This window comes from Mesorhizobium tamadayense, assembly GCF_003863365.1.
Taxonomy (GTDB): domain Bacteria; phylum Pseudomonadota; class Alphaproteobacteria; order Rhizobiales; family Rhizobiaceae; genus Mesorhizobium; species Mesorhizobium tamadayense.
Window position 1 is genome coordinate 165,095 of record NZ_RQXT01000002.1, and the last position, 22,309, is coordinate 187,403.

At 63.4% G+C, this 22,309-nt stretch carries 21 protein-coding genes and 1 pseudogene; 12 read left to right on the plus strand and 10 right to left on the minus strand.

The annotated features are described in order from the left end of the window. Positions 1-107 precede the first annotated feature (107 nt). The 3 genes from EH240_RS02490 to EH240_RS02500 form a co-directional block, all read right to left on the minus strand. A complete protein-coding gene (locus tag EH240_RS02490; RefSeq protein WP_124995834.1) occupies positions 108-875 on the minus strand; it encodes an N-acetylmuramoyl-L-alanine amidase in 768 nt (255 codons plus the stop codon). Continuing rightward, the gene (locus EH240_RS02495; RefSeq protein WP_124995835.1) at positions 872-1,591 is read right to left on the minus strand and encodes a J domain-containing protein; all 720 of its coding nucleotides are present in this window, start codon (positions 1,589-1,591) and stop codon (positions 872-874) included. Before EH240_RS02495 ends, EH240_RS02490 begins: the two co-directional genes overlap by 4 nt. A gap of 126 nt (positions 1,592-1,717) precedes the next feature. Continuing rightward, positions 1,718-1,924 carry a hypothetical protein gene (locus tag EH240_RS02500; protein ID WP_124995836.1) on the minus strand — a complete coding sequence of 69 codons (207 nt, stop codon included), beginning with the start codon at positions 1,922-1,924 and terminating at the stop codon, positions 1,718-1,720. Between the two features lie 189 nt (positions 1,925-2,113). On the opposite strand from EH240_RS02500, the gene EH240_RS02505 reads away from it, so the two are divergent. The 5 genes from EH240_RS02505 (at position 2,114) to EH240_RS02525 (ending at position 8,463) form a co-directional block, all read left to right on the plus strand. Next, positions 2,114-5,725, plus strand: coding sequence for a hydantoinase B/oxoprolinase family protein (locus EH240_RS02505; RefSeq protein ID WP_124995968.1), 3,612 nt, complete (start codon positions 2,114-2,116; stop codon positions 5,723-5,725). Between the two features lie 84 nt (positions 5,726-5,809). Beyond that, a complete protein-coding gene (locus EH240_RS02510; RefSeq protein ID WP_124995837.1) occupies positions 5,810-7,057 on the plus strand; it encodes a BtaA family protein in 1,248 nt (415 codons plus the stop codon). Beyond that, the gene (locus EH240_RS02515) at positions 7,054-7,719 is read left to right on the plus strand and encodes a class I SAM-dependent methyltransferase (protein ID WP_124995838.1); all 666 of its coding nucleotides are present in this window, start codon (positions 7,054-7,056) and stop codon (positions 7,717-7,719) included. Before EH240_RS02510 ends, EH240_RS02515 begins: the two co-directional genes overlap by 4 nt. A gap of 130 nt (positions 7,720-7,849) precedes the next feature. Continuing rightward, the gene (locus tag EH240_RS02520; RefSeq protein WP_124995839.1) at positions 7,850-8,146 is read left to right on the plus strand and encodes a type II toxin-antitoxin system RelE/ParE family toxin; all 297 of its coding nucleotides are present in this window, start codon (positions 7,850-7,852) and stop codon (positions 8,144-8,146) included. Positions 8,147-8,154: 8 nt separating this feature from the next. Next, the gene (locus EH240_RS02525; RefSeq protein WP_124995840.1) at positions 8,155-8,463 is read left to right on the plus strand and encodes a HigA family addiction module antitoxin; all 309 of its coding nucleotides are present in this window, start codon (positions 8,155-8,157) and stop codon (positions 8,461-8,463) included. 30 nt (positions 8,464-8,493) lie between these two features. On the opposite strand, the gene EH240_RS02530 is transcribed toward EH240_RS02525, so the two are convergent. After that, positions 8,494-9,879: a serine hydrolase domain-containing protein gene (locus EH240_RS02530; RefSeq protein WP_124995841.1), complete on the minus strand. Its 1,386-nt coding sequence runs from the start codon at positions 9,877-9,879 to the stop codon at positions 8,494-8,496. 282 nt (positions 9,880-10,161) lie between these two features. Between EH240_RS02530 and EH240_RS02535 the strand changes: the two genes are divergently transcribed. Both EH240_RS02535 and EH240_RS02540 read left to right on the plus strand, forming a co-directional pair. Then, positions 10,162-10,953 carry a glycoside hydrolase family 25 protein gene (locus tag EH240_RS02535; RefSeq protein ID WP_124995842.1) on the plus strand — a complete coding sequence of 264 codons (792 nt, stop codon included), beginning with the start codon at positions 10,162-10,164 and terminating at the stop codon, positions 10,951-10,953. Between the two features lie 172 nt (positions 10,954-11,125). Then, the gene (locus EH240_RS02540; protein ID WP_124995843.1) at positions 11,126-12,304 is read left to right on the plus strand and encodes a lytic murein transglycosylase; all 1,179 of its coding nucleotides are present in this window, start codon (positions 11,126-11,128) and stop codon (positions 12,302-12,304) included. Between the two features lie 17 nt (positions 12,305-12,321). On the opposite strand, the gene EH240_RS02545 is transcribed toward EH240_RS02540, so the two are convergent. Then, on the minus strand, positions 12,322-13,218 hold the full coding sequence (locus EH240_RS02545; RefSeq protein WP_124995844.1) for a LysR family transcriptional regulator: 897 nt from the start codon (positions 13,216-13,218) through the stop codon (positions 12,322-12,324). A 121-nt stretch (positions 13,219-13,339) separates the two neighbouring features. Between EH240_RS02545 and EH240_RS02550 the strand changes: the two genes are divergently transcribed. Then, positions 13,340-14,071, plus strand: coding sequence for an SDR family oxidoreductase (locus tag EH240_RS02550; RefSeq protein WP_124995845.1), 732 nt, complete (start codon positions 13,340-13,342; stop codon positions 14,069-14,071). Here EH240_RS02550 and EH240_RS02555 read toward each other — a convergent pair. After that, a complete protein-coding gene (locus EH240_RS02555) occupies positions 14,068-15,285 on the minus strand; it encodes an alanine racemase (RefSeq protein WP_124995846.1) in 1,218 nt (405 codons plus the stop codon). The two genes, EH240_RS02550 and EH240_RS02555, sit on opposite strands and share 4 nt — an antisense overlap. 213 nt (positions 15,286-15,498) lie before the next feature. On the opposite strand from EH240_RS02555, the pseudogene EH240_RS02560 reads away from it, so the two are divergent. Next, positions 15,499-16,418: pseudogene (locus EH240_RS02560) on the plus strand (DMT family transporter). 360 nt (positions 16,419-16,778) lie between these two features. Here EH240_RS02560 and metF read toward each other — a convergent pair. After that, entirely contained in the window at positions 16,779-17,696 is a 918-nt protein-coding gene (gene metF / locus EH240_RS02565; protein ID WP_124995847.1) for a methylenetetrahydrofolate reductase [NAD(P)H], read from the minus strand. Continuing rightward, entirely contained in the window at positions 17,696-18,718 is a 1,023-nt protein-coding gene (locus EH240_RS02570; protein ID WP_124995848.1) for an ArsR/SmtB family transcription factor, read from the minus strand. The genes metF and EH240_RS02570 overlap by 1 nt, the downstream gene beginning before the upstream one ends. Before the next feature lie 136 nt (positions 18,719-18,854). On the opposite strand from EH240_RS02570, the gene tsaA reads away from it, so the two are divergent. Next, positions 18,855-19,361 (plus strand): tRNA (N6-threonylcarbamoyladenosine(37)-N6)-methyltransferase TrmO, encoded by a 507-nt coding sequence (tsaA, locus tag EH240_RS02575; protein WP_124995849.1) that lies wholly within the window; start codon positions 18,855-18,857, stop codon positions 19,359-19,361. Then, positions 19,358-19,672, plus strand: coding sequence for a DUF2293 domain-containing protein (locus EH240_RS02580; RefSeq protein WP_124995850.1), 315 nt, complete (start codon positions 19,358-19,360; stop codon positions 19,670-19,672). Before tsaA ends, EH240_RS02580 begins: the two co-directional genes overlap by 4 nt. Positions 19,673-19,675: 3 nt before the next feature. On the opposite strand, the gene EH240_RS02585 is transcribed toward EH240_RS02580, so the two are convergent. After that, the gene (locus tag EH240_RS02585) at positions 19,676-20,293 is read right to left on the minus strand and encodes an MOSC domain-containing protein (RefSeq protein ID WP_124995851.1); all 618 of its coding nucleotides are present in this window, start codon (positions 20,291-20,293) and stop codon (positions 19,676-19,678) included. A gap of 307 nt (positions 20,294-20,600) precedes the next feature. On the opposite strand from EH240_RS02585, the gene EH240_RS02590 reads away from it, so the two are divergent. Next, positions 20,601-21,167, plus strand: coding sequence for a methyltransferase family protein (locus EH240_RS02590; RefSeq protein WP_124995852.1), 567 nt, complete (start codon positions 20,601-20,603; stop codon positions 21,165-21,167). Positions 21,168-21,178: 11 nt separating this feature from the next. Here the strand turns inward: EH240_RS02590 and EH240_RS02595 are convergent, their stop codons facing one another. Next, positions 21,179-22,300, minus strand: a complete 1,122-nt coding sequence (locus EH240_RS02595; RefSeq protein ID WP_124995853.1) for a beta-ketoacyl-ACP synthase III — start codon at positions 22,298-22,300, stop codon at positions 21,179-21,181. Between the last annotated feature and the right edge of the window lie 9 nt (positions 22,301-22,309).

The window sequence follows — 22,309 nt, forward strand, 5'->3', positions numbered from 1 at the left end:
CGTCCGACAACTTGCGAGGGACGCGTTTGGAGAGGGAATTGGCGCCAATAAAGGCGAGGCAATTCACTTTGTATGACAAATTGTAATTTAGGTGGCCTGGCCCAGACCTATTTGGGTGAGGCTGCCTTAACGGAAGCCAACAGCCTTTGCAGTGTGCGGAGAGTCGAACCGTCCGCCACGCCATCGACGAGTCGCCGCCGGAAATGCCGCTGAAACGCCGCCACCACGATTTCTGTTTGGCGGTCCAAGACGCCCGATATCTCGACGCCGTAGCCGTAGAGCGCCAGCATCGACTGCAGCGCCTCCACGTCGGCACCCGTGTCGCCCGCCTGCAGCGCCGCGCCCTGCCTGATCGGGGTCGCGGGAACAAGATGGCCAATGCCGGCCGCAAAAAGCGCCTTCCAGGGAAACTTCTCGCCTGGGTCGACCTTGCGTCCCGGCGCCACGTCGGAATGCGCAAGCACCCTTTGCGGCGGAATGGAATGCCGGCCGGTGATCCCCGCGCATAAGCCGATCACGGCGTCGATCTGCCGCTTGGGGAAGGCCTTGTAGCCCAGCGAATGCCCCGGATTGACGATTTCGATGCCGACAGAGCAGGAGTTGATGTCGGTGCGCCCGAACCATGAACTCTTGCCGGCATGCCAGGCGCGGTCGCTCTCGCGCACCATCTGCACGATGCGGCCGTCCTCATGGATAAGATAGTGCGAGGACACCTCGCTCGCCGGATCGCACAGCCACGCCTCGGCGCCGGCGCCCGTCGCCATGCCGGTATAGTGCAACACGATCATGTCGGGCCTGAGCGTCTCGCGTCGCGGACTGAAATTAGGCGACACCCTGACTTCGGCATCCGGCTGGTCGGGCAGGAAACCGCTCATACGTGCCTGAGGCCTCGTTCGATCATCTCATAGGCTGCATTGATCGCGGCGACCCTTGTCGTGGCGATCTTGATGAATTCCTGCGGCAGGCCGCGTGCGATCAGCCTGTCGGGGTGATTGTCAGAGATCAGCTTGCGGTAGCGCTTCCTGATCTCCTCGAACGGCTTCCCCCGCTCGATGCCGAGAATAACATAGGGATCGGCGGAGCCGAGATTGACGTGCCGCGACAGGATCGCCTGGTAGTGCGCCTCGTCGATCCGAAAAATCTCGGCGATGCGATGCAGGAATTGCCCTTCCCGCTCGTGGATCAGGCCGTCCGCCTTGGCGATATGGAATAGCCCGTCAAGTATGTCTTCCAGCATCATGCAGTTCGCATGGCCGGAACCGCAAAGCTGCGCCATGCGCTGGGCATAGGTTTCAAACCCGGCAACGTCGCGCTTGGCAAGGTCGTAGAGCCGCGCCACATTGCGCGTTTCACTCGGCGGCACCTCGAAGATTTCCTGGAAGGCACGCACCTCGTCCTGCGTGACGATGCCATCGGCCTTGGCCATCTTGGCCGAAAGCGCGATCATCGCCACCGAAAAGGCAACACGCCGGCGCAGGTCCGGGTCGCCGGAGAACACGGTCCGCACGGCCTCGACGACATCGCCGACGCCCGAGGACGCCGACGACGAAACACGAGCGATGAAGTCGCCAAGGCGGTCCCAAATCGACATGCCGGCTTCTTAGTGCGAACCGGGCATCGCTATCAAGCCGGGACGATGCCGCAGGTGTTGATGGCAGTCCCACAAAAAGGGAAGGCCGGCACGAGGCCGGCCTTCCGGATTTCATTGGATTGACTTCTACTGCGCGGGTGCAGCAGGAGGTGTTGCCGGAGCCGGTTCAGCAGGCTTCGAAGCGTCAGGCGAGGCTGGCTTCATCGGCTGCTCGTTGGCCGGCGGGTTGGTGCTCTGGGTGGTCGTGTTGTCCGTACCCGTGCCGCTCTCGCTGCAAGCCGCGACCCCCAGCAGGGCGAGCGCCGAAACAGACGCCAGAATGAGCTTCTTCATGCTATCTCTCCTTCAGAAAACGTTCACATTTCGGTGAACGGTCGCAGGAGAAATGCATCAAGCGGCTCGCAGGTTTCGTAACGTTCCGTTTCCAAATGTAACATCAACTTGCGATTGCCGCGGCCGAAACCGCGAACTAACAGAGCACACGCTCGCACAGATTGGATAAGCAGAATGGCGGAAGCCGCGGTGAACAAAAAATGGGATTTCTGGATCGACCGTGGAGGCACCTTCACCGACATCATCGGCCGTGACCCGCAAGGGCAATTGCATCCCCGAAAGCTATTGTCGGAGAACCCCGAGGCCTATGCCGATGCCGCCATCCAGGGCATCCGCGATCTGCTTGGACTGAAAACCGGCGCTGCCGTTCCCGCGGACCGGATCGGCGACGTCAAGATGGGGACCACGGTCGCCACCAATGCGCTGCTGGAACGCAAGGGCGACCGGGTGCTCCTGCTCATCACCAAGGGTTTTCGCGACGCGCTGCGCATCGCCTATCAGGCGCGTCCGGACATTTTTGCCAAGGAAATCGTCCTTCCGGAGCAACTCTACGAGAGGGTTATCGAGATCGACGAGCGCGTCCGCGCCGACGGTTGCGTCGAGCGGCTACTCGACATCGCCGCCTGCCGCCCTGCGATAGAGCAGGCCAAGGCGGATGGCATCGACGCGGTCGCCATCGTCTTCATGCATGCCTGGAAACATCCGGACCACGAGAAGGCGGTGGCCAAGGTCTGCCGCAAGATCGGCTTCAGCCAGATCTCGGTCAGCCACGAGGTCTCGCCGCTCATCAAGCTGGTCGGCCGCGGCGACACCACGGTGGTGGACGCCTATCTGTCGCCGATCCTGTCGCGCTACGTGCAGAGGGTGGCGGGGGAGGTGGGCGCCGGGCCCCGCCTGATGTTCATGATGTCATCGGGCGGGCTGACCGCAGCCAATATGTTCCAAGGCAAGGACGCGCTGCTGTCCGGCCCGGCCGGCGGCGTCGTCGGCATGGTCGAGACGGCTAGGCTCGCCGGCTTCGACAAGGTCATCGGCTTCGACATGGGCGGCACCTCGACCGACGTCGCCCACTATGACGGCGAGTACGAGCGTGCCTTCGACACCGAGGTCGCCGGCGTGCGCATCCGCGCGCCGATGATGCGCATCCACACGGTCGCCGCCGGCGGCGGCTCGATCCTGCATTACGAGGCCGGCCGCTTCCGCGTCGGCCCGGACTCCGCCGGCGCCAATCCCGGTCCGGCCGCGTACAGGCGCGGCGGGCCGCTCGCCGTCACCGACGCCAATGTCATGCTCGGCAAGCTGCAGCCGGATGTCTTCCCGGCGATCTTCGGTCCCGGCCAGGACCAGCCACTCGATGTCGGCACCGTGCGCCAAAAATTCGCGGCTTTGGCCGCCGAGATCGGCGATGGTCGATCGCCGGAAGCGGTGGCCGAAGGCTTCGTCACCATCGCCGTCGAAAACATGGCCAACGCCATCAAGAAGATTTCGGTGCAGCGCGGTTACGATGTCACCGAATATCTCTTGAACTGCTTCGGCGGCGCCGGCGGCCAGCACGCCTGCCTGGTCGCCGATGCGCTCGGCATGGAAGCCGTGCTCATCCACCCCTTCTCCGGCTTGCTTTCGGCCTACGGCATCGGGCTGTCGACGGTTTTTGCCTCGCGCCAGCAGGCGCTGCTGAAACCGCTCGCCGAAGAGTCCCGCTCGTCGATCGAGGAGCTGATTGCGGCATTGCGCGAAGGCGTCATCGCTGAGCTTGCCGCGCAAGGCATTGCGGAGGCCGCCGTCGCCTCGAAGCCGGTCCTGCAGATCCGCTATGACGGTACCGACACGGCGCTGCCGGTGAACTTCGAGCATGGCTCGATCTTTCGCGCGAGAAGCGATTTCGAGACCGCCCATAAGGCACAGTTCGGCTTCGTCTATGAAGATAAGCCGATGATCGTCGAGGCGATCGGCGTCGAAGGCACCGATGTCGGGACCGGCGGACGTGAGGAAATTGAATCAAGTCTCGAAGACAAGCCGGCAAACCCTTGGCAGACCCGGAAATTCTTCGCCGACGGCGGCTGGTGTGATGCCGGCATCTTCCGGCGCGGCGATCTGAAGCCCGGCCACAGGATAGCAGGCCCAGCCCTCGTCATCGAGCCGAACCAGACCATCGTCGTCGAGCCCGGCTGGCAGGCCGAGATCACGGCCAGGAATCATGTGCTCCTGCGTCGGATCGAAAAGAAGCGCCGGCAGGCGGCGCTCGGCACCGAAGCCGACCCGGTGATGCTGGAGGTGTTCAACAACCTCTTCATGTCGATCGCCGAGCAGATGGGCGTGACGCTGCAGAACACCGCCTATTCGGTCAACATCAAGGAGCGGCTCGACTTTTCCTGCGCGGTGTTCGACCGTCATGGCGCGCTGGTCGCCAACGCGCCGCACATGCCGGTGCATCTCGGCTCCATGGATCGCTCGGTCGAAACCATCATCCGCTTGAACTCTGGCGATATCCATCCGGGTGACGTCTTCGCGCTGAATGCGCCTTACAATGGCGGCACGCATTTGCCCGACATCACCGCGGTGACGCCGGTGTTCGACGATGCGCGCAAGGAAATCCTGTTCTGGGCAGCCTCGCGCGGCCACCATGCCGATGTCGGCGGCACGGCACCCGGCTCAATGACGCCTTTAGCCACCACCGTCGACGAGGAAGGTGTGCTGTTCGACAATTTCCGCATCGTGGATCGCGGCCGCTTTCGTGAGGAGGAACTCGAGGCGCTCCTTACCGACCATCCCTACCCTGCCCGCAATCCCACGCAGAACATCGCCGACCTCAAGGCTCAGATCGCCGCCAACGAAAAGGGCGTGGCAGAATTGCGCAAGATGGTCGCGCATTTCGGCCTCGAAGTCGTCGAGGCTTATATGGGCCATGTCCAGGACAATGCCGCCGAGAGCGTGCGCCGCGTGCTGGAACGCCTGCCTGACGCTTCGGAATACGAGTATCCCACCGACACCGGTCAGGTGATCAAGGTGAAGATCACTGTCGACCGGCAAAAGCACCAGGCGACGGTCGATTTCACCGGCACCTCGCCGGTGATGAAGAACAATTTCAACGCGCCGGAGCCGGTAGCGCGAGCCGCAGTGCTCTATGCCTTCCGCGTCATGGTCGAGGACATGATCCCGATGAACGCCGGATGTCTGCGGCCGATCAACATCGTCATCCCCGACGGCTGCATGCTGAAGCCGACCTACCCTGCAGCCGTCGTCGCCGGCAATGTCGAGACATCGCAGCATGTCACCAATGCGCTTTTCGGCGCCATGGGCTCGATGGCCAACGCGCAGGGCACGATGAACAACCTCACCTTCGGCAACAAGCAATACCAGTATTACGAGACGATCTGCTCCGGCTCGCCGGCCGGCCGGATGAATTCGGGCCGCGCCTTTGCCGGCACCTCCGGCGTCCACACCCACATGACCAATTCGCGGCTTACCGATCCCGAGGTGCTGGAATTGCGTTTCCCGGTCGTGCTGGAGGACTTCCACATCCGCGAGGGCTCCGGCGGCCAGGGCAAGTGGAAGGCCGGCGACGGCACCAAGCGCACCATCCGCTTCCTGGAAAGGATGGAATGCGCCATCCTCTCCTCGCATCGCAACCGCCCGCCCCTGGGCCTCAACGGCGGCGGTGACGGCGAGGCGGGAACGACCAACGTCAGGCGCAACGACGGGTCGATCGACGTGCTGAAGGCCTGCGACCAGACGACGCTCGATGCCGGCGAGGCCGTCATCGTCGTCACGCCGACGCCCGGCGGGTTCGGCAAGGCGTAAGATACTACGTCAACAGCCTGTCACCCGCGTGTCACAACGCTGCGCTACCCGCTTGCGCCAAAGCAAACGGGGAATCACCTTGCCATGTCGGATGTTTCGGGAGAACTCGTTTTTCGGCGCGGCAAGGAAGTTGGAAAAGCGGTCTATCAGAACCGCGCGCTGTCGAAGGACGGCATTTCCGAGCGGCTTTTCGCCTTCCTGTTCTCCGGCCTTGTCTATCCGCAGATTTGGGAAGACCCGGATGTCGACATGGAGGCCATGCAACTCGGCGCCGGCCATCGCGTCGTCACGATCGCGTCGGGCGGCTGCAACATTCTGGCCTACCTCACCCGCTCGCCGGCACGGATCGATGCCGTCGACCTCAACACCGCGCACGTCGCGCTGAACCGCATGAAGCTGGAAGCGGTGCGCCACCTGCCCTCGCAGGGCGACCTGTTCCGTTTCTTCGGCGCCGCGGGCACCAGCCACAATTCGGAAGCCTACGACCGCTTCATCGCGCCGCATCTCGATCCGGTCAGCCGACACTACTGGGAGCGCCGCAACTGGCGCGGCCGCCGCCGCATCGCGGTGTTCGATCGCAACTTCTATCAGACCGGGCTGCTTGGGCTCTTCATCGCCATGGGCCATCGGGTGGCAAAACTGTTCGGTGTCGATCCGGCCGGCATCATGCAGGCCGAGAATATCGGCGAGCAGCGCCGCTTCTTCGACGAGGAACTGGCGCCGGTCTTCGACAAGAAACTGTTGCGCTGGGCGACGTCGCGCAAGGCCTCGCTGTTCGGTCTCGGCATCCCGCCGGCGCAGTACGATTCGCTGATCACCTCCGGCGACGGCTCGATGGCGAGCGTCTTGAAGGCGCGGCTGGAAAAGCTCGCCTGCGACTTTCCGCTGAAGAACAACTATTTCGCCTGGCAGGCCTTTGCCCGCCGCTATCCGGAGCCGGGCGAGGCCGCGCTTCCTGCTTACCTCGAACAGAGCAACTACCAGACGATCCGCGGCAACATCGATCGTGTCGCCATCCACCATGCCAACCTGATCAAGTTCCTGGCCGGCAAGGATGCGGGCTCGGTCGACCGCTTCGTACTGCTCGACGCGCAAGACTGGATGACCGACGACCTGCTCAACGATTTGTGGACCGAGATCACCCGCACGGCCTCGGTCGGCGCGCGCGTGATCTTCCGCACCGCGGCCGAGCCCAGCCTGCTGCCGGGCCGCGTCTCCAATTCCCTGCTGGACCAATGGCACTATGAGACCGAAGCCTCGCGCGAATTCTCGGCCAGGGACCGCTCGGCAATCTATGGCGGCTTCCATCTCTATGTGAAGCGCGCCGCATGAGCACTACGGAGCTGCCGGCCAGCCATGCCGAGCTGATGGACGGTGTCTATCGCTGGCAGCGCCGCTTTTACGATCTTACCCGCAAATATTACCTGCTCGGCCGCGACCGGCTGATCGCCGGGCTCGACGTGCCGCAAGGCGGCACCGTGCTCGAGCTCGGCTGCGGCACCGGCCGCAACATCGTGCTTGCCGCACGCCGCTATCCGAACGCCCGCTTCTTCGGCCTCGACATCTCGGCCGAGATGCTGGAAACGGCAAACGCATCCATCGCCCGTGAAGGTCTCTCGCGCAAGGTCAAACTGGCGCGCGGCGATGCCACCGATTTCGACGCCAAAGCCCTTTTCGGCACCGCGCGCTTCGACCGCATCTTCGTATCCTATTCGCTGTCGATGATCCCTGGCTGGGAGAAGACCGTATCGGCGGCGCTCGCCGCGCTTGCGCCCGGCGGCTCGCTGCATGTAGTCGATTTCGGCCAGCAGGAAGGCCTGCCGCGCTGGTTTCGGGCCTTGCTTCGCGGCTGGCTGCGGAAATTCCATGTCGAGCCGCGTGCATCATTGCGCGACGTCCTTGAATCGGAATCCGAGCGAACCGGCGCAACCTTCCATTTCAGAACGCTTTATCGCGGCTATGCCTGGCTGGCGGTGATCGAGATCGCTATTTGAATTTCGCAGTTTGTAGGGCCTGTTACCCTGAGAAGGCGGCAAACACGATCAATAGATTGCACATTGCAATAGACTGCCCATTGCAAAATGACCCACCGGGTGGTACATTATCTCCACTCTGGAAAATGCGATGATCGTCGGATTTAGAGACGGATGGCTGCGGGCCTTCTTCGTTGACGACACCCACTCTCGCAATATTCCATTTGATCTCGAAAGCCGCTTGTTCCGCAAGCTCCAGATGATTGACGATGCGACGACCGATCAGGATTTGCGTGTGCCGCCCAGCAATCATTTCGAGAAGTTGCGCGGCAATCTCGAAGGTTTGCATTCGATCCGCGTCAACAAGCAATGGCGGCTCGTCTTCCGCTGGGATGGCGGCCGCGGCGAGGCGTCGGATATCTATCTGGACGGCCACAGCTATAAGTGAGGTGAGACATGTTGATGACCACGCGCAAGCCCGCAACGGTCGGCGAAATCCTCACGGAAGAATTCATGCAGCCGCTCGGCCTGACACAGGCCGCTTTGGCTGAGGCAATGGGGGTTCAGCGCAAACATGTGAACGAATTGTGCAACGACCGCCGCAACGTGACAGCAGCGACCGCGCTCATTTTGGCGCGAGTGTTTGGCAACAGCCCCGATTTCTGGCTGAACGTCCAACGCCGCAGCGATCTTTGGCAAGTCATGAACTCGCCTGATGAGCGGGCGCGTGTCAATCGCGCCAAACCCTTGCCGACCGCTGCATAGAAAGAAGTTTGCGGCGATCGACCATCGTAGCTAGTGCAGCGCCTTCACCAATGCCGCCACCATCGTCTGCGGCCGATAGCCGAGCTTGGCTGGCGTCAGGCCGAGCCGCACCACCACCAACTGCTCCGAGGGAATGATGGCGACCGTCTGCCCGTCATGGCCTTCCATCCAGTAAGTGTCGTTGGGTAGCCCCGCCGCGACGCCGGCACCTGGGCTCTCCTCATCACCCGGACCCTCGATCCAAACCTGGCCCTTGCCGTAGACCTTCGAGGCCGGCGCCAACTGCCGCATCCAGTCGACGAAGCCCGCAGGCAGAACCTGCGCACCATTCCAGACGCCGCCCTGCAGCAGGAATTGGCCGAAGCGCGCCCAGTCATGCGCCGTTGCGTAGAGATAGGACGAGCCGACAAAAGTCCCCTGCTCGTCGGTTTCGAGCACCGCGCTGTGCATGCCAAGCGGCTCGAACAGCGCCGTCCGCGGCCATGCCAGCGCCTTCGCCTTGTCGCCGATCGCGTCCTGCCACAGGCGCGACAGCATGACGGCCGTGCCGCTCGAATAGGAAAACACCTTGCCGGCCTCGCCGGTGAGCGGCTTGGCCTCGCCGAAGCCCGCCATGTCCGACTCGAGGTAGAGCATGCGCGTCACATCGGCGACGTTGCCATAGTCCTCGTTGAATTCCAGCCCGCTCGACATCGCCATCATGTCGGCAAGGCTGATCGCCGCCCGCCCGTCGGCCTTCCACGGCGCGAACAGGCCATTGTTGTCGAGCGCCATCTTGCCGTCCTTCACCAGCGTGCCGACGATCGCCGCATTCACCGTCTTGGTCATCGACCAGCCGAGCAGCGGTGTCTTGGCCGAAAAGCCGTCGCCATAACGCTCCGCGACGATGCGGCCGTTCTTCACCACCACGACCGCGCGCAGGCCGGCGCCGGCCATCGCGGGATCGTCGATGATCTTTGAAACCTCCGGATTCTGCCACGCACCCACCCTTTCGCCCTCGGGCCACAGCGCTTCCGGCTGCGCGGCTGCCGTCGGCGCCGCTGCGCGAACAGACGTCTGCCGCGCCTTGCCGGTGTCGCCATCCGGAACCGACGCGCAGCCGACCCCGTCGCGATCGACGGCGACGCTCTTGCCCAGAACCCAAAGCAGGCCCGCCGAAACAAGGCCCCTTTCCTTGTCGACGGATACCTTCATCAGCTTGAGCAGCGGATGGCCTGGCGCCTGCACGTCGACGGCCAGCACTTCATTCGCATCGCGGCCGGCGATGAACACGTTGGAGCAGACGATCTTGGCCGAATAGCCTGAGCCGACACGGATCAGTTCGGGCGGCGCAAGATAAAGCCAGGCGAAGAGCGCGGCCACCGCCGCCACCACGAGACCCAGCAGCCATTTGATGAACTTCACGACCGCCCGCATCTTTTCCCGCCCTATGGATTTTCCGGCTCGATTTATGTCATCGATTTGCCGCCATTGCTTCCGCAAAATCACAACCGATGTCGAGCGCCGTCAATGGATTATCAACCATGTTCGGCGATGACGGAGGGATGTCGTCCAAAAGTGCCAACTTGCTTTGGGACAACGACAAGTATGAAGAACGGGCGGTACTGTGGGGCGGCCGTCCGGAGGGGGCCCGCGTAAGCGACCACCATTAGTGAAGGACCCATCAGCGGCCGGCTGACTCCCGGCTCGGGGGATGCCATGCGCCGTCTTGCGGCCATCCTGATGCTTACGCTGTTGGGCGCCTGCTCGACCGTCGACGATCTTTCGCCGCTGGCGCCGTCATCGCAGACGGTCGCGGTGCGCGCTCCCCGTTTCGAAGATTCCAAGCCGCATGAATGGGACAGCGGCACGCCATGGAATTATGCCATCCACGGCACCGACGTCTCCAAATACCAGACCTCGGTCGATTGGCCGACGGCCAAGGCCAGCGGCATCTCCTTCGCCTTCATCAAGGCGACGGAGGGCGGCGACCGCTTCGATGACTATTTCAGCGAGCACTGGGCACGCACCAGGGCCGCCGGAATCCCGCGCGCGGCCTATCATTTCTTCTATTTCTGCACGCCGGCCGCCACTCAGGCGCGCTGGTTCATCGCCAATGTCCCGAGAGACCCGTCGGCTATGCCGCCGGTGCTGGACATGGAATGGAATCCGAAGTCGCCGACCTGCAGGCTGCGCCCCGATCCAGCGATGGTGCGCGGCGAAATGAGCACCTTCCTCGAGATCGTCGAGCGCCATTACGGCAAGAAGCCGATCATCTACACGTCGCTCGACTTCTTCGACGACAACCAGTTGGCGACGTTCCGCGGCTATCCCTACTGGTTGCGCTCGGTCGCCGGCCATCCGCGCCAGAAGTATGGCAGCCATCCTTTCGCCTTCTGGCAGTACACCGGCACCGGCATCGTGCCCGGCATGACCGGCAAGTCCGACATCAATGTTTTCAATGGCTCGGAAGCCGCCTGGAACAAGTGGCTGCGGCAGAACACCCGTTGACATCGGCCCCCGTGCCTGCTTTTCGACACGGCGGGCGGCGATATATGCAACCGCTGGTGATGCGGAGCGGCGCACCCCACCGGGGTGCCGAATGTGCTCCTGAACTTTGAAATCTACGCATGATCGTGTCCGCACCGGCCGCGGATCATGCGGCGGTCTCGAAAGGGAAGCGATGCGATTGCGCGTTGAAATCCTGGCGGCGCTGCTGGTCGGCGCTTTCGCCTGGCCTGTGGCGGCGCAGCAATGCGGCGGCGATTTCGAAGCCTGGAAACAGGGCGTGGCAGTGGAAGCCAAGGCAGCCGGTGTCGGCGCCGTTGGCCTGGACGCGCTGGAAAATGCCGCGATCGACGAGAAGGTGCTGGCGCGCGACCGCGCTCAAGGGGTGTTCGCCCAGACCTTCATCCAATTCTCGAACCGCATGATCTCGGCCTATCGGCTGAAGCAGGGCTCGGCCAACCTCGAGAAATATGCCGATGTCTTCGCGCGCGCCGACAAGGAATTCGGCGTGCAACCGGCCGTCATTACCGCATTCTGGGGACTGGAGACCGATTTCGGCGCCGTGCAGGGCGATTTCCATACTCTGGACGCGCTGGTCACCCTCTCGCATGACTGCCGCCGCCCTCAGCTCTTCCGGCCGCAACTGGTGCCACTGCTGACCTTGATCGACCGCGGCGTGCTGCCGGCCGACGTCAAGGGCGCCTGGGCCGGCGAGATCGGCCAGACGCAGATCCTGCCGACCGACTACCTCGCCCGCGGCGTCGACGGCGACGGCGACGGCAAGGTCGATCTCAGGAACAGCGTGCCGGACGTGATCATGACCACGGCCGACAAGATCCTGTCGCGCGGCTGGAAGCGCGACCAGCCCTGGGTCGAGGAAGTGCGCGTTCCCGACGACATGCCGTGGGACCAGACTGGCCGCACCAACAAGCTGCCGATCTCGCAATGGGCTCAGTGGGGCGTCACCAACTCGAACAGCACACCGCTGGTCGACAACGGTCTCAAAGCCGGGCTTGCCTTGCCTATGGGTCGCAAGGGTCCAGCCTTCCTGACCTACGACAATTTCGACGTTTACCTGGAGTGGAACCAGTCTTTCACCTACGCGCTCACCGCTGCGGTGCTCGCCACCCGTCTGGCCGGAGCGCCGCAATTCGACCCGCGCACGCCGGAGCAAGGGCTCAACGGCGATCAGATGAAGGCGCTGCAGACCAAGCTCGAAGCCAAGGGCTACGACGTAGGCACCGTCGACGGCATCCTGGGAACCAACACGCGCGAAGCGATCCGCAAGGAACAGATGCGGCTTGGTCTTCCGGTGGATGGCTGGCCTACGCCGGAGCTGTTGGCGAAATTGTGAATAGTAGCGAGAGTCTGCTACCCTCGTCTCGACCGCACGAAATCGATGAACGCGCGCAGCGCCGGCGGCACAAGCCGGCGGCTCGGATGGTATAGATAGAAGCCCGGAAAGCCGGGCGACCAGGCTTCGAGAAACCGGACGAGCCTGCCCTTTTCGATCCACGGCTGGACTTGATAGTCAATCATGTAGGCCACGCCTGCCCCTTCCAGCGCCGCGTTGAGCATCAGCTCCGTATCGTTGACGGTGAGACTTCCCTTGACCCCGATTTCCAGCGATCGCTTGCCGCGCGAAAACTCCCATCGGTAGATGTTTCCTCCGCCGGGCCATTGGAAGTTGATGCAGCGGTGCTGGTGCAGGTCCTGTGGATGACGAGGGATTGCGCGGCCCTCCAGATAGGCCGGAGCAGCCACCGCTGCCATTTGCAGATCGTCACTCAGCTTCACCGCCACCATGTCTTTTTCCAGCCGCTCACCGAGGCGGATTCCGGCGTCGAAACGCCCCTCGACAATGTCGGTCAGCAGGTCGTCGACGATGACTGTCAGCGCGACGTCGGGATAGACGCGCTGGAAATCACCGAGGATCGGCGCGATGAACCGCATTGCAGCAACGCGCGGAACATTGATGCGCAGCGAACCGGCGGGGCTGTCACGAGCGGCCTGAACCTCGGCGACAGCCTCTTCCAGCTCTCCGAACGCAACGCCAAGGCGCCTGAACAGCGTCTCGCCGGCCGCGGTCGTCGCGACGCTGCGCGTCGTGCGGTTGAGCAATCGTACGCCGACACGCGTCTCCAACTGTCGGATCGACTGGCTGAGCGCCGGCGGCGACAACCGCAACCGCGCAGCCGCACGAACGAAGCTGCCCTCTTCCACGATAGCCGCGAACGCTTTGAGTTCGGTGAATTCGGACCCGCGCATTATGTATTCCTGGATTAACAAGATAGTCAGATAATAGGCGATTATCCGATCAATTACATGCCGCTATTTCTCAACCAGTCGCCACATCGGCGCGGCCGTGAAGAGTTGAAGGAAATCGATCATGTCTCAGCCGCTACGGGGCAAAACCGCAATCGTCACCGGCAGTTCACGCGGCATCGGCCGTGCCATAGCCGAAGTTCTCGCCGCCGACGGCGCGTCCGTCGTTGTCAACTATGTCGGCAACAGGAAAGCCGCCGATGACGTGGTAGCTGCCATTTCGGCCAACGGCGGAAAAGCGTTGGCCATACAAGCGGATATTTCCATGCCGGCCGATGTCCGCAGGCTGTTCGACGAAACCGAGAGCCGCCTAGGCGCCATCGACATTGTCGTTGCCAATGTCGGCATCGCCGTCATCAAGCCGCTCGTCGAAGCAAGCGAGGCCGATTTCGACCTTGTCTTCGGCACCAACGCCAAGGGGACGTTCTTCACGCTTCAGGAAGCGGCCAAGCGTGTTCGCGACGGCGGCCGCATCATCGCCGTCTCGACCGGCGGCACCAAGATGTTCTTCACCCAGACGGCGCTCTATCTCGGCAGCAAGGGCGCTGTCGAACAGTTCGTTCGCGTGCTTTCGCGCGAGCTCGGCCCGCGCGGCGTCACCGTGAATGCGCTGTCGCCAGGCTTCACCGACACCGAACTATTGCCGGAGCGGGATCGCGCCGTGGCTGCCGGCATGTCGCCGTTTGGCCGGATAGGCGCGCCGCGCGATGTTGCCGATGTTGCTGTTTTCCTGGCTAGCGACGAGGCCCGCTGGCTGACTGGCGAGAATATCCAGGCAGGCGGTGGCGTGGCTTAGTCCGCCATCGTCTCCAAACTCGCGAACCCTTCCGGCGCGTCGCCTTCGTCGAATGGCGTCGTCAATTCGACGAACGTATCGGGATAGAAGCCGTTGAAGCGCGTCCGCAGCGATAGCGAGTAGGCGCCGATATGGCCGATTTCGATCCAGTCGCCGGTGTCGACCGTTTCCGGCAGCCAGAACGGCCTGGACAATATGTCGACAGAATCGCAGGTCGCGCCGCAGACCTTGAACGGCACGATGGTTTTCTCGCTGCCATTGCGGGCGCGGATGGCGGGATCCGGGATGAAGCGCGCCGGCAGCGTGATCTTGCCGGTCCATGAATCCGACAGCGACGCCCAGATGCCGTCATTGATGTAGAGCCTTTTGCCCTTGCGCAGCAGCACGCGCACGATCAGCGACAGGCAGCGCGCCACGATCACGCGGCCGGGCTCGGCGACCAGCATCTCATCAAACTGGTATTCCTTGAGGTCGCCGGCCAGCCGCGACATGAGCTGGCCTAGCGACGGCATCTCGATGTGCTTGCGATTGGGATCGTGGCCGTACTCGGCGGGAAAGCCGCCGCCCACGTCGAGCCCGGCAATGTCGAAGGTCAGCCGGTTGCGCACCCAGTCGGCCGAGGCCAACGCCCGCTCATAGGTGTCGGGATCCTCTATCTGACTGCCGACATGAAAGCATAGGCCAACCCTGTAGCCGGTGCGGTTGAGCCGCTCGGCAAGCTCGACCGCATTGGCAGGGCCGGCGCCGAACTTCTTCGACAGCTCGTAGGCGGCATGCCCCTTGGTCTGGATGCGCACGAACACCGTCAGCGCGCCCGGGTCGATATCGAGTGCCCGCACCACGCGCGTCAGTTTGGTGATCTCGTCCTCATGGTCGAGCGAGATAACCCGGATGCCGTATTTCTCCAGCGCCAGCTTGATGTCCGACTGCGCCTTGACCGGATGCATGTAGAGCATCTCGGCATCGGGCGAGACGGCGCGCACGGCGGCAAATTCGCCGGGCGAGGCGACGTCGAAGGCGCCGACGCCGGCCTCGACCAGCGTCTTCAGCACGATCTGCTCGCCATTGGTCTTGACCGCATAGGCGGTCTTGCCGGGGAACATGCCCATGAACTGCAGGGCATCGGCCCTCAGCACCTGCGGGCGGAAACAGTAGACCGGATCGTCCGGACGAAGCGCCAGTGCCGCCTCGCGGGCATTTTCGAATCGCTGCATGGACGAATCCTTGATCTAGGCGCGCACAATTAATCCTAGCTAGCCGCCAAAGAAAACAGTTCTGTGTCTCGCCTTCGCGTGCGGCCTAGCGCACCTTTTCCGCCGACGCTAAACCACCAGTCAGGTTTCGGGTGGCCCTTGCCGCCGGACCGTATATTGGTTGGAACTGTTCGGCGGGCTGAGATTGCGATCGGCCTGGGGAGGGTTGACGACATGACGATCACGGCTAGCGCCGCGGCGATGCGCGGACCGATGTCGCTCAAGGACTGGGCGCAACTGCTGCTGCTCGGCGCGATCTGGGGCGGCTCGTTCTTCTTTGCCCGTATCGCCGTGTCCGAGATCCATCCGCTGGCGCTCGTGCTGTTTCGCGTCGCCATCGCCGCGGCGGCGCTTCATCTCTATCTGGCGATCCGCGGCCCGTCCTTCCGCCTCGCCTTTCCGCACGCCAGCCTGTTCTTGCTGCTGGCGCTCGCGAACAACGTCGTGCCCTTCTCGCTGATCTTCGCCGGCCAGACCGAGCTCGGCGCCGGCATTGCGTCTGTGCTCAATGCCACCACGCCGTTCTGGACGCTGATCCTCGCCAATGCGCTCACCACGGACGAAAAGCTGTCCTGGAACAAACTGGCCGGCATCGCGCTCGGCGTTGCCGGAACGGCCGTCATGATCGGTCCCGGCTGGTTGCCGGCCTTGGCGGGCCGGTCTGGGCCAAGTTCGCGCTGATCGGCGCTTCGCTCTCCTACGCGGTCGCTCTGATGATTGCGCGACGTTTCAAGGGCGTGCCGTCGCCGGTCATCGCCACCGGGCAACTAACCGCCTCGACCATCATCATGATCCCCGTCGTGCTGATCGCCTACGGCCCGGCCGGACTGTTTTCGGTCTCGCCGCCGGTCTGGGCCGCGGTGCTGGGGCTGGCGCTGCTTTCCACCGCCTTCGCCTATATCCTCTATTTCAACCTCGTCGCCTCGGCCGGCGCCACCAATGCCTCGCTGGTCACTTTGATCGTGCCGGTCAGCGCCGTGCTGCTCGGAATCCTGTTCCTCGGCGAACGGCTGCAGCTTTTCGAAATGGGCGGCATGGCGCTGATCGGACTCGGCCTGATCACCATCGACGGGCGCCTGTTCGGCCGATGGTAGCGGTGTCATGCCACGGCGTCGCCACAATTTATTCACAACTCTTGGATCGATTTTTGCCGAAGAATTTCAACGGCTAACGGCAAATCGGAAGTCGCAAATTCCACAATCACGTCGCATTGCAGCACATTTTCCGCTTGCCTGTGACCCAAATGACTCTAGATTCCGGCCATAGCTCTGAAGAGGAGGCTATGGCATGGGACTGACGAGGCCAATCAACGCATTGATGATTTGTGCTGCGTTTGCATTCATCGGCGCCCTTATCATAGGCGTTCTTCCCTGACCCGCCGAAGCCGGGAAGACCAGCACCGAAAATAGTCCAACCAATTCGAAAAGGCCGGGTAGAACCCGGCCTTTTCCGTTTCAGGCCGCGGCCGAGCCGGCCGCCTCCGCTTCACGCGAGCGGATGCCGATCATGTGGCAGACGGCAAAGACAAGATCGGCCCGGTTCATCGTGTAGAAGTGGAAATCGCCGACGCCGCGCTCGACGAGATCGTGCACCTGCTCTGCCGCTACCGCCGACGCCACCAGCGCATGCGTCTGCGGGTCGTTCTCCAGCCCCTCGAAGCGTTCGGCCAGCCATGCCGGCACCAGCGCGCCGCAGCGCGATGAGAAATTGGCGACCTGGGTGAAGTTATGCACCGGCAGGATGCCCGGCACGATGGGGATGTAGATGCCGGCACGGCGCGCCCGCTCGACATAGCGCTCGTAGAGATCGTTGTCGAAGAAGAACTGGGTGATCGCCCGCGTGGCGCCATTGTCGACCTTGCGCTTCAGCATGTCGATGTCGGTGGCGAAATCCGGGCTTTCCGGATGCTTTTCCGGATAGGCCGAAACCGAAATGTCGAAATCGCCGGCGCTCTTCAGCGCTCCGACCAGCTCGGCGCCGTTGGCATAGCCGTCGGGATGCGGACGGTACGCCGTACCCACGCCCGCTGCCGGATCGCCGCGCAAGGCGACGAAACGGGTGACGCCCATGCCGGCGAATTCCTGGATGACACCGTCGACCTGATGACGGGCCGCGTCGACGCAGGTCATATGCGCCGCCGGCGTTAGCGTCGTTTGGTTCAAGATACGCTTCACCGTGCGGGCGGTGCGCTCGCGGGTCGAGCCGCCGGCGCCGTAGGTCACCGAGACGAATCTCGGCTTCAGCGGTTCCAGCCGGGTGACGGTGTCCCAGAGCCTTGCCTCCATATCTTCCGTCTTCGGCGGAAAGAACTCGAACGAGACCCGGACCTTGTCGCCAATGTCGGGGTGGCGGGAAAAACGGAACTGGTTCATCAGGCTGTTTCCCCCATTGGATATGCTTTGGCCGGCAGCGGGTCATTGGACGGATCGGCGATCAGCAGCCGGCGGTCGCGGCCGAGCCAGAGCTTGACGGTGAGCCTGGCCTCGGCCTGGCCGCGCGGCTCGAACTCCTGGCTGTCCTCGAGGTCGAGCCCGGCCTCCTCGAACCAGTCGGCGATCTGGCGGTCTGAAAAGCCGAGCCGCATATGCGCGTGCTGGTCGCGCAGGAACTCCAGATTATGGGGCGCGAAGTCGACGATGACCAGCCGGCCTGCGGGACGCAGCAGCCTCGCCGCCTCGCCGATGGCGCGGGCCGGATCGTCGAGATAATGCAGCACCTGGTGGATGGTGACGAGATCGAATGCGCTGCGCTCGACGGGCGGCGAGAAGATGTCGCCCTGGCGCACCTGCGCATTAGCGATGCCCGCCCTGTCGAGATTGGCGCGTGCCACCGTTAGCATCTCGCGCGACATGTCGATGCCGACGCCGCGCCGGTAGAGCGGCGCAAAGATCTCCAGCAGCCTGCCGGTGCCTGTGCCGAGGTCGAGCATCGACTGGAACGGCCGTTTGCCGACGAGCTTGAGCAGCGCCGCCTCCACCGCGCGGTCCGGCACATGCAGCGAGCGGATGCGATCCCAGCTTGCGGCGTTTTCCGAGAAATATTCGGCGGCGCGGTCCTGCCGCTTGCGCTTGACCGCGGCCAGCCGCTCCAGATCGCGCACCACCTGCGGATCGGCCTCGCGCACGCCAGCGACCAGACGCTGCACGAAATCGCGCGAGCTGTCGGTGTCCGACAGCCTGAAGAAGGCCCACGACCCTTCCTGGTAGCGGCCGATCAGCCCGGCATCGAGCAGCAGCTTCAGGTGCCGCGAGACGCGCGGCTGCGACTGGCCGAGGATTTCGGTAAGGTCGGAGACCGTGAGGTCCCCGCGTGACAGCAATACCAGAATGCGAAGGCGGCTGGATTCGGCCGCCGCCTTCAATGTATCTACCATCGTGTCGAGCGTGACATGCATGAGCGGGCTCTCGCTAAAAGATATAAAGATATGTTTATGTCGAATTTGAAACCCTGGCAAGCACTATGTCGCTTCCGGACAAGAAAATGGCGCAGCCGTGATCCGCGCGCCGGAAACGGTTGAGGGACGGGAAGCGATGTTCGAGAGGCGCGAGGGTGAGAAGCTCCTGGAGACCGACCCGGCAGATATGCCGCCGGACGGCCATGTCGTCTTCATCGGCCACATCGTCTCGCCCTGGGCGAGCCGCGAGGATTGTCCCAAGAACATGCGCGCCGCCCGCGAGACCGGCCGGGCAGCGACCGTCCTGATCGACGAACCCTATCGCCCAGGACTGCAAAACCTCGACCGCGCCAGCCACATCGTCATCCTATCCTGGCTCAATCACGCGCCGCGCCACCTGATTGTGCAGAAACCGCGCCATGCGGCTGAACCGAAAGGCGTTTTCTCCCTGCGCTCTCCGGCCCGGCCGAACCCTGTCGGTCTGCATGTCGCGAAGCTCGTCATGCTCGACATCGAGGCTGGCCGGATCGAGATCGACGCCATCGACCTGCTCGACGGCACGCCCGTCATCGACATCAAACCTTACCACGCTTCGACCGATGCTTTCCCCGAAGCGACCATTGCCGGACGCGACGAGAAATGAGCGCTCCCACAGCCCGTCGCCGCGCCATTGCCAAGGCGCTGACCGCGCTCTTGCCGCTCGCCCCTTACGCCGACATGGAAAAGATCCGTGCGGAGGCCGGCGCCGTCCATATGAAAACCTTGCCGCCGACAATCGCGGTGTGGCTGGCGACCATCGCTCACATCCGCCATGCCCATACCGACTACGAGAAATTGCTCGCCGAAGGCTATGACCGGGACGCGGCGCGCTTCTTCGTCATCGAGCAGACCAATGAGGTGCTGACGCGCTGGCGCGCGACGCGCCTGTTGGAGGAAGACGACGAGGACGAGTGAGCGTCAGGCGCGGTAGATCCACTGTTCCGGCACCCGCACCGAGATCTCCTCGCCTGCCCTGATGGTGCCTGGCTTCTCGACCCAGGCGACCAGGCCGCGCAGCCGCTTCGCCGCTTTCGGAAACAGCAGCGCTCCCGCCTCATGGTCGGCCATGCCGGCATTCTCGGCGATCGAGCGGCCGGCGATGCGGCAAGGCCCGTTCTGCGCATCGACCTTGATGGTCACTCCACACTGGAAGAACAAGATCGAACCTGCCGGCAGCATGGAAAGACGCGGCACGCCTTCGATCAGTAGATTAGCGCCGATCCACTCGGGCTTGATCTCCGCGATGCCCATGCGATCGGCGACGACGGCAATCTCGTCCGCCGCCACCAGCGACAATTGCCTTTCGTTGCGCATCTCGGTGCCGCGTGGATACCAGGGCTCGCGCCCGCCCGAGCGCCGTGTCGCGCCGGCGTGGAAATCGCCTTCGATGCCGTCGAAGCCGAGCCGCAATTCATCCACTGCCCGCGTCTGGAAATGGTCGAAAGGGGCGACGTAAAGCGCCGCAACCCGCGCCACGAGTTTGCGCGCCGGGGTAATTTCAATAGCGCTCTCAGCCTCGGGGAGGAGGTCCGACATGGCTTCATTCCTTCTACGCCTCGGCTCTAGATGCAGGTCGCCCAAAGTGCGCAGCGGTTTTGGGAGAACGACATGCATCAAAACGAAGACCTAAAGAGCGTCGCCTGAATCCGTTCAACGCGACGCGCTTTAGAGCAAAGGAAAATCGTAAGGTCCAGTCGAAAGCGGTGATGATCCGATCAACCGTCTTGATGAACATCACAGCCGATCACGAGCTTCTTACCTCGGATCGAGCCTCTTTTCTCCTATACGGTTTTGCCGCCGCGCGACGACCGGTGATAATCATGCCAAAGACAAGGGGTTACCGATGCATCCCGCACCGGCGATTGCAGCGATTTGGCTGATCTGGATCGTGTCATGGGCCGCGGCCGCCTTCTGGGCCGACCCTGTGCAAAAACGCGCCGGTTTCCTGGCCGAATTCCCTTACCGGGCCGTGCTGGTGGTCGGCACGATCCTTTTGTTCATACCGGCGCACGGCTATGCCGGCAGGCTCCGGCTGTGGATCCCGAGCCTTGCGGGAGCCTGGATCTGCGCCGCGCTGATTGCCGTCGGTCTGGCCTTCACCTGGTGGGCCCGCCTGCATCTCGGCCGGCTGTGGTCGGGGACGGTGACGGCCAAGGCCGAGCACCGCGTCGTCGACACCGGCCCCTACGGGCTGGTCCGTCATCCGATCTATACCGGCCTGCTGCTGGCGATCTTCGCCACCATGGCGGCGAAGGGCACTGTCTGGGGCATCGCCAGCGCCGCCCTGCTCACCATCGGCATCGTCATGAAGGCAAGGCTGGAAGAGCGCTTCCTGCGCGGCGAGCTCGGAGCAGCCTATGACGATTATATGAAGCGCGTTCCGATGCTGGTGCCCTTCGCGCCGGCCTGAGCCGGATTGGGCTACAGCATCTTGAGAAGCGCGCCACCGATCGAATAACCAGCGCCGAAAGCACAGAGCAGGCCGAAATCGCCGGCCTTCATGTCGGCATGGTTCTCCTCGAGCGCCACGATGGCGCCGGCGCCGGCCGTGTTGCCGAGCCGCTCCAGCACCATCGGCGCGCGGTCATGATCGACATCGTGGCCGAAGGCAAGTTTCAGGATCATCGCATTCATGCGCGCATTGGCCTGATGCAGCCAGAAGCGGCGGATGCCTTGCGGCGTCAGCCCATGCTCGGCCAGGAACTCGACGATGAATTTGTGGCCGGCGACAGTGACTTCCTTGAACACCTTGTTGCCGACCTGCTTGATCAGGTTGCCCTCCAGGTTGATCATGTAGGGATCGTCCTGGGCGGTGCGGGTGTGGTAGCCGAGATTCGTGCGGATGTTGTTCGACAATTGCGTCCAGGTGCGCGTGTCGAGCACCTCGAAGCGCCCCGGCCGCTTCTCGCCTTGGTTGAGCCCTTCGACGATCATGGCCACCGAAGCGTCACCGAAGATGAAATGCGTCTGCCGGTCGCGAAAGTTGAGATGGCCGGTGATGATCTCGGGCGTCGACACCAGGATGCGCTTGTGCGCCCCTGCCCTGACCAGGTTGACCGCGATGTGCAGCGCGGCTGCGGCCGATGAGCAACCGAGCCCCATGTCGAAGCCGGCGCCCTTGGTGCCCAGCGCCTGCTGCATCTCGATGGCGATCGCCGGATAAGGCCGCTGATGGTGCGAGGCCGAGCAGATCACCAGATCGATGTCCGACGGTTCGACGCCGGCATGGGCGATCGCCTTTCTCGCCGAAGCGACGCCGAACTCCGCCTCCAGCGACAGCGCATCGTCCGGCCGCGCCGGAATGCGCGGCGCCATGCGGGTCGGGTCGAGGATGCCCTCGCGCTCGACCACATGGCGCGTCCGCACGCCCGACGCATGGACGATGAACTCACTGTCCGATTTCTGCAGCGGCGTCTTGCCGGTGGCGGCGCGGCGCGCATTCTCGATGTCGACCCAGCGGTTGAAGCTCTCGACCAGCTCTTCATTGGTGATGACAGGTTCGGGGATTTCGGCGCCGATGCCGCTGATGATGACGCGATGCATGTCCAATCC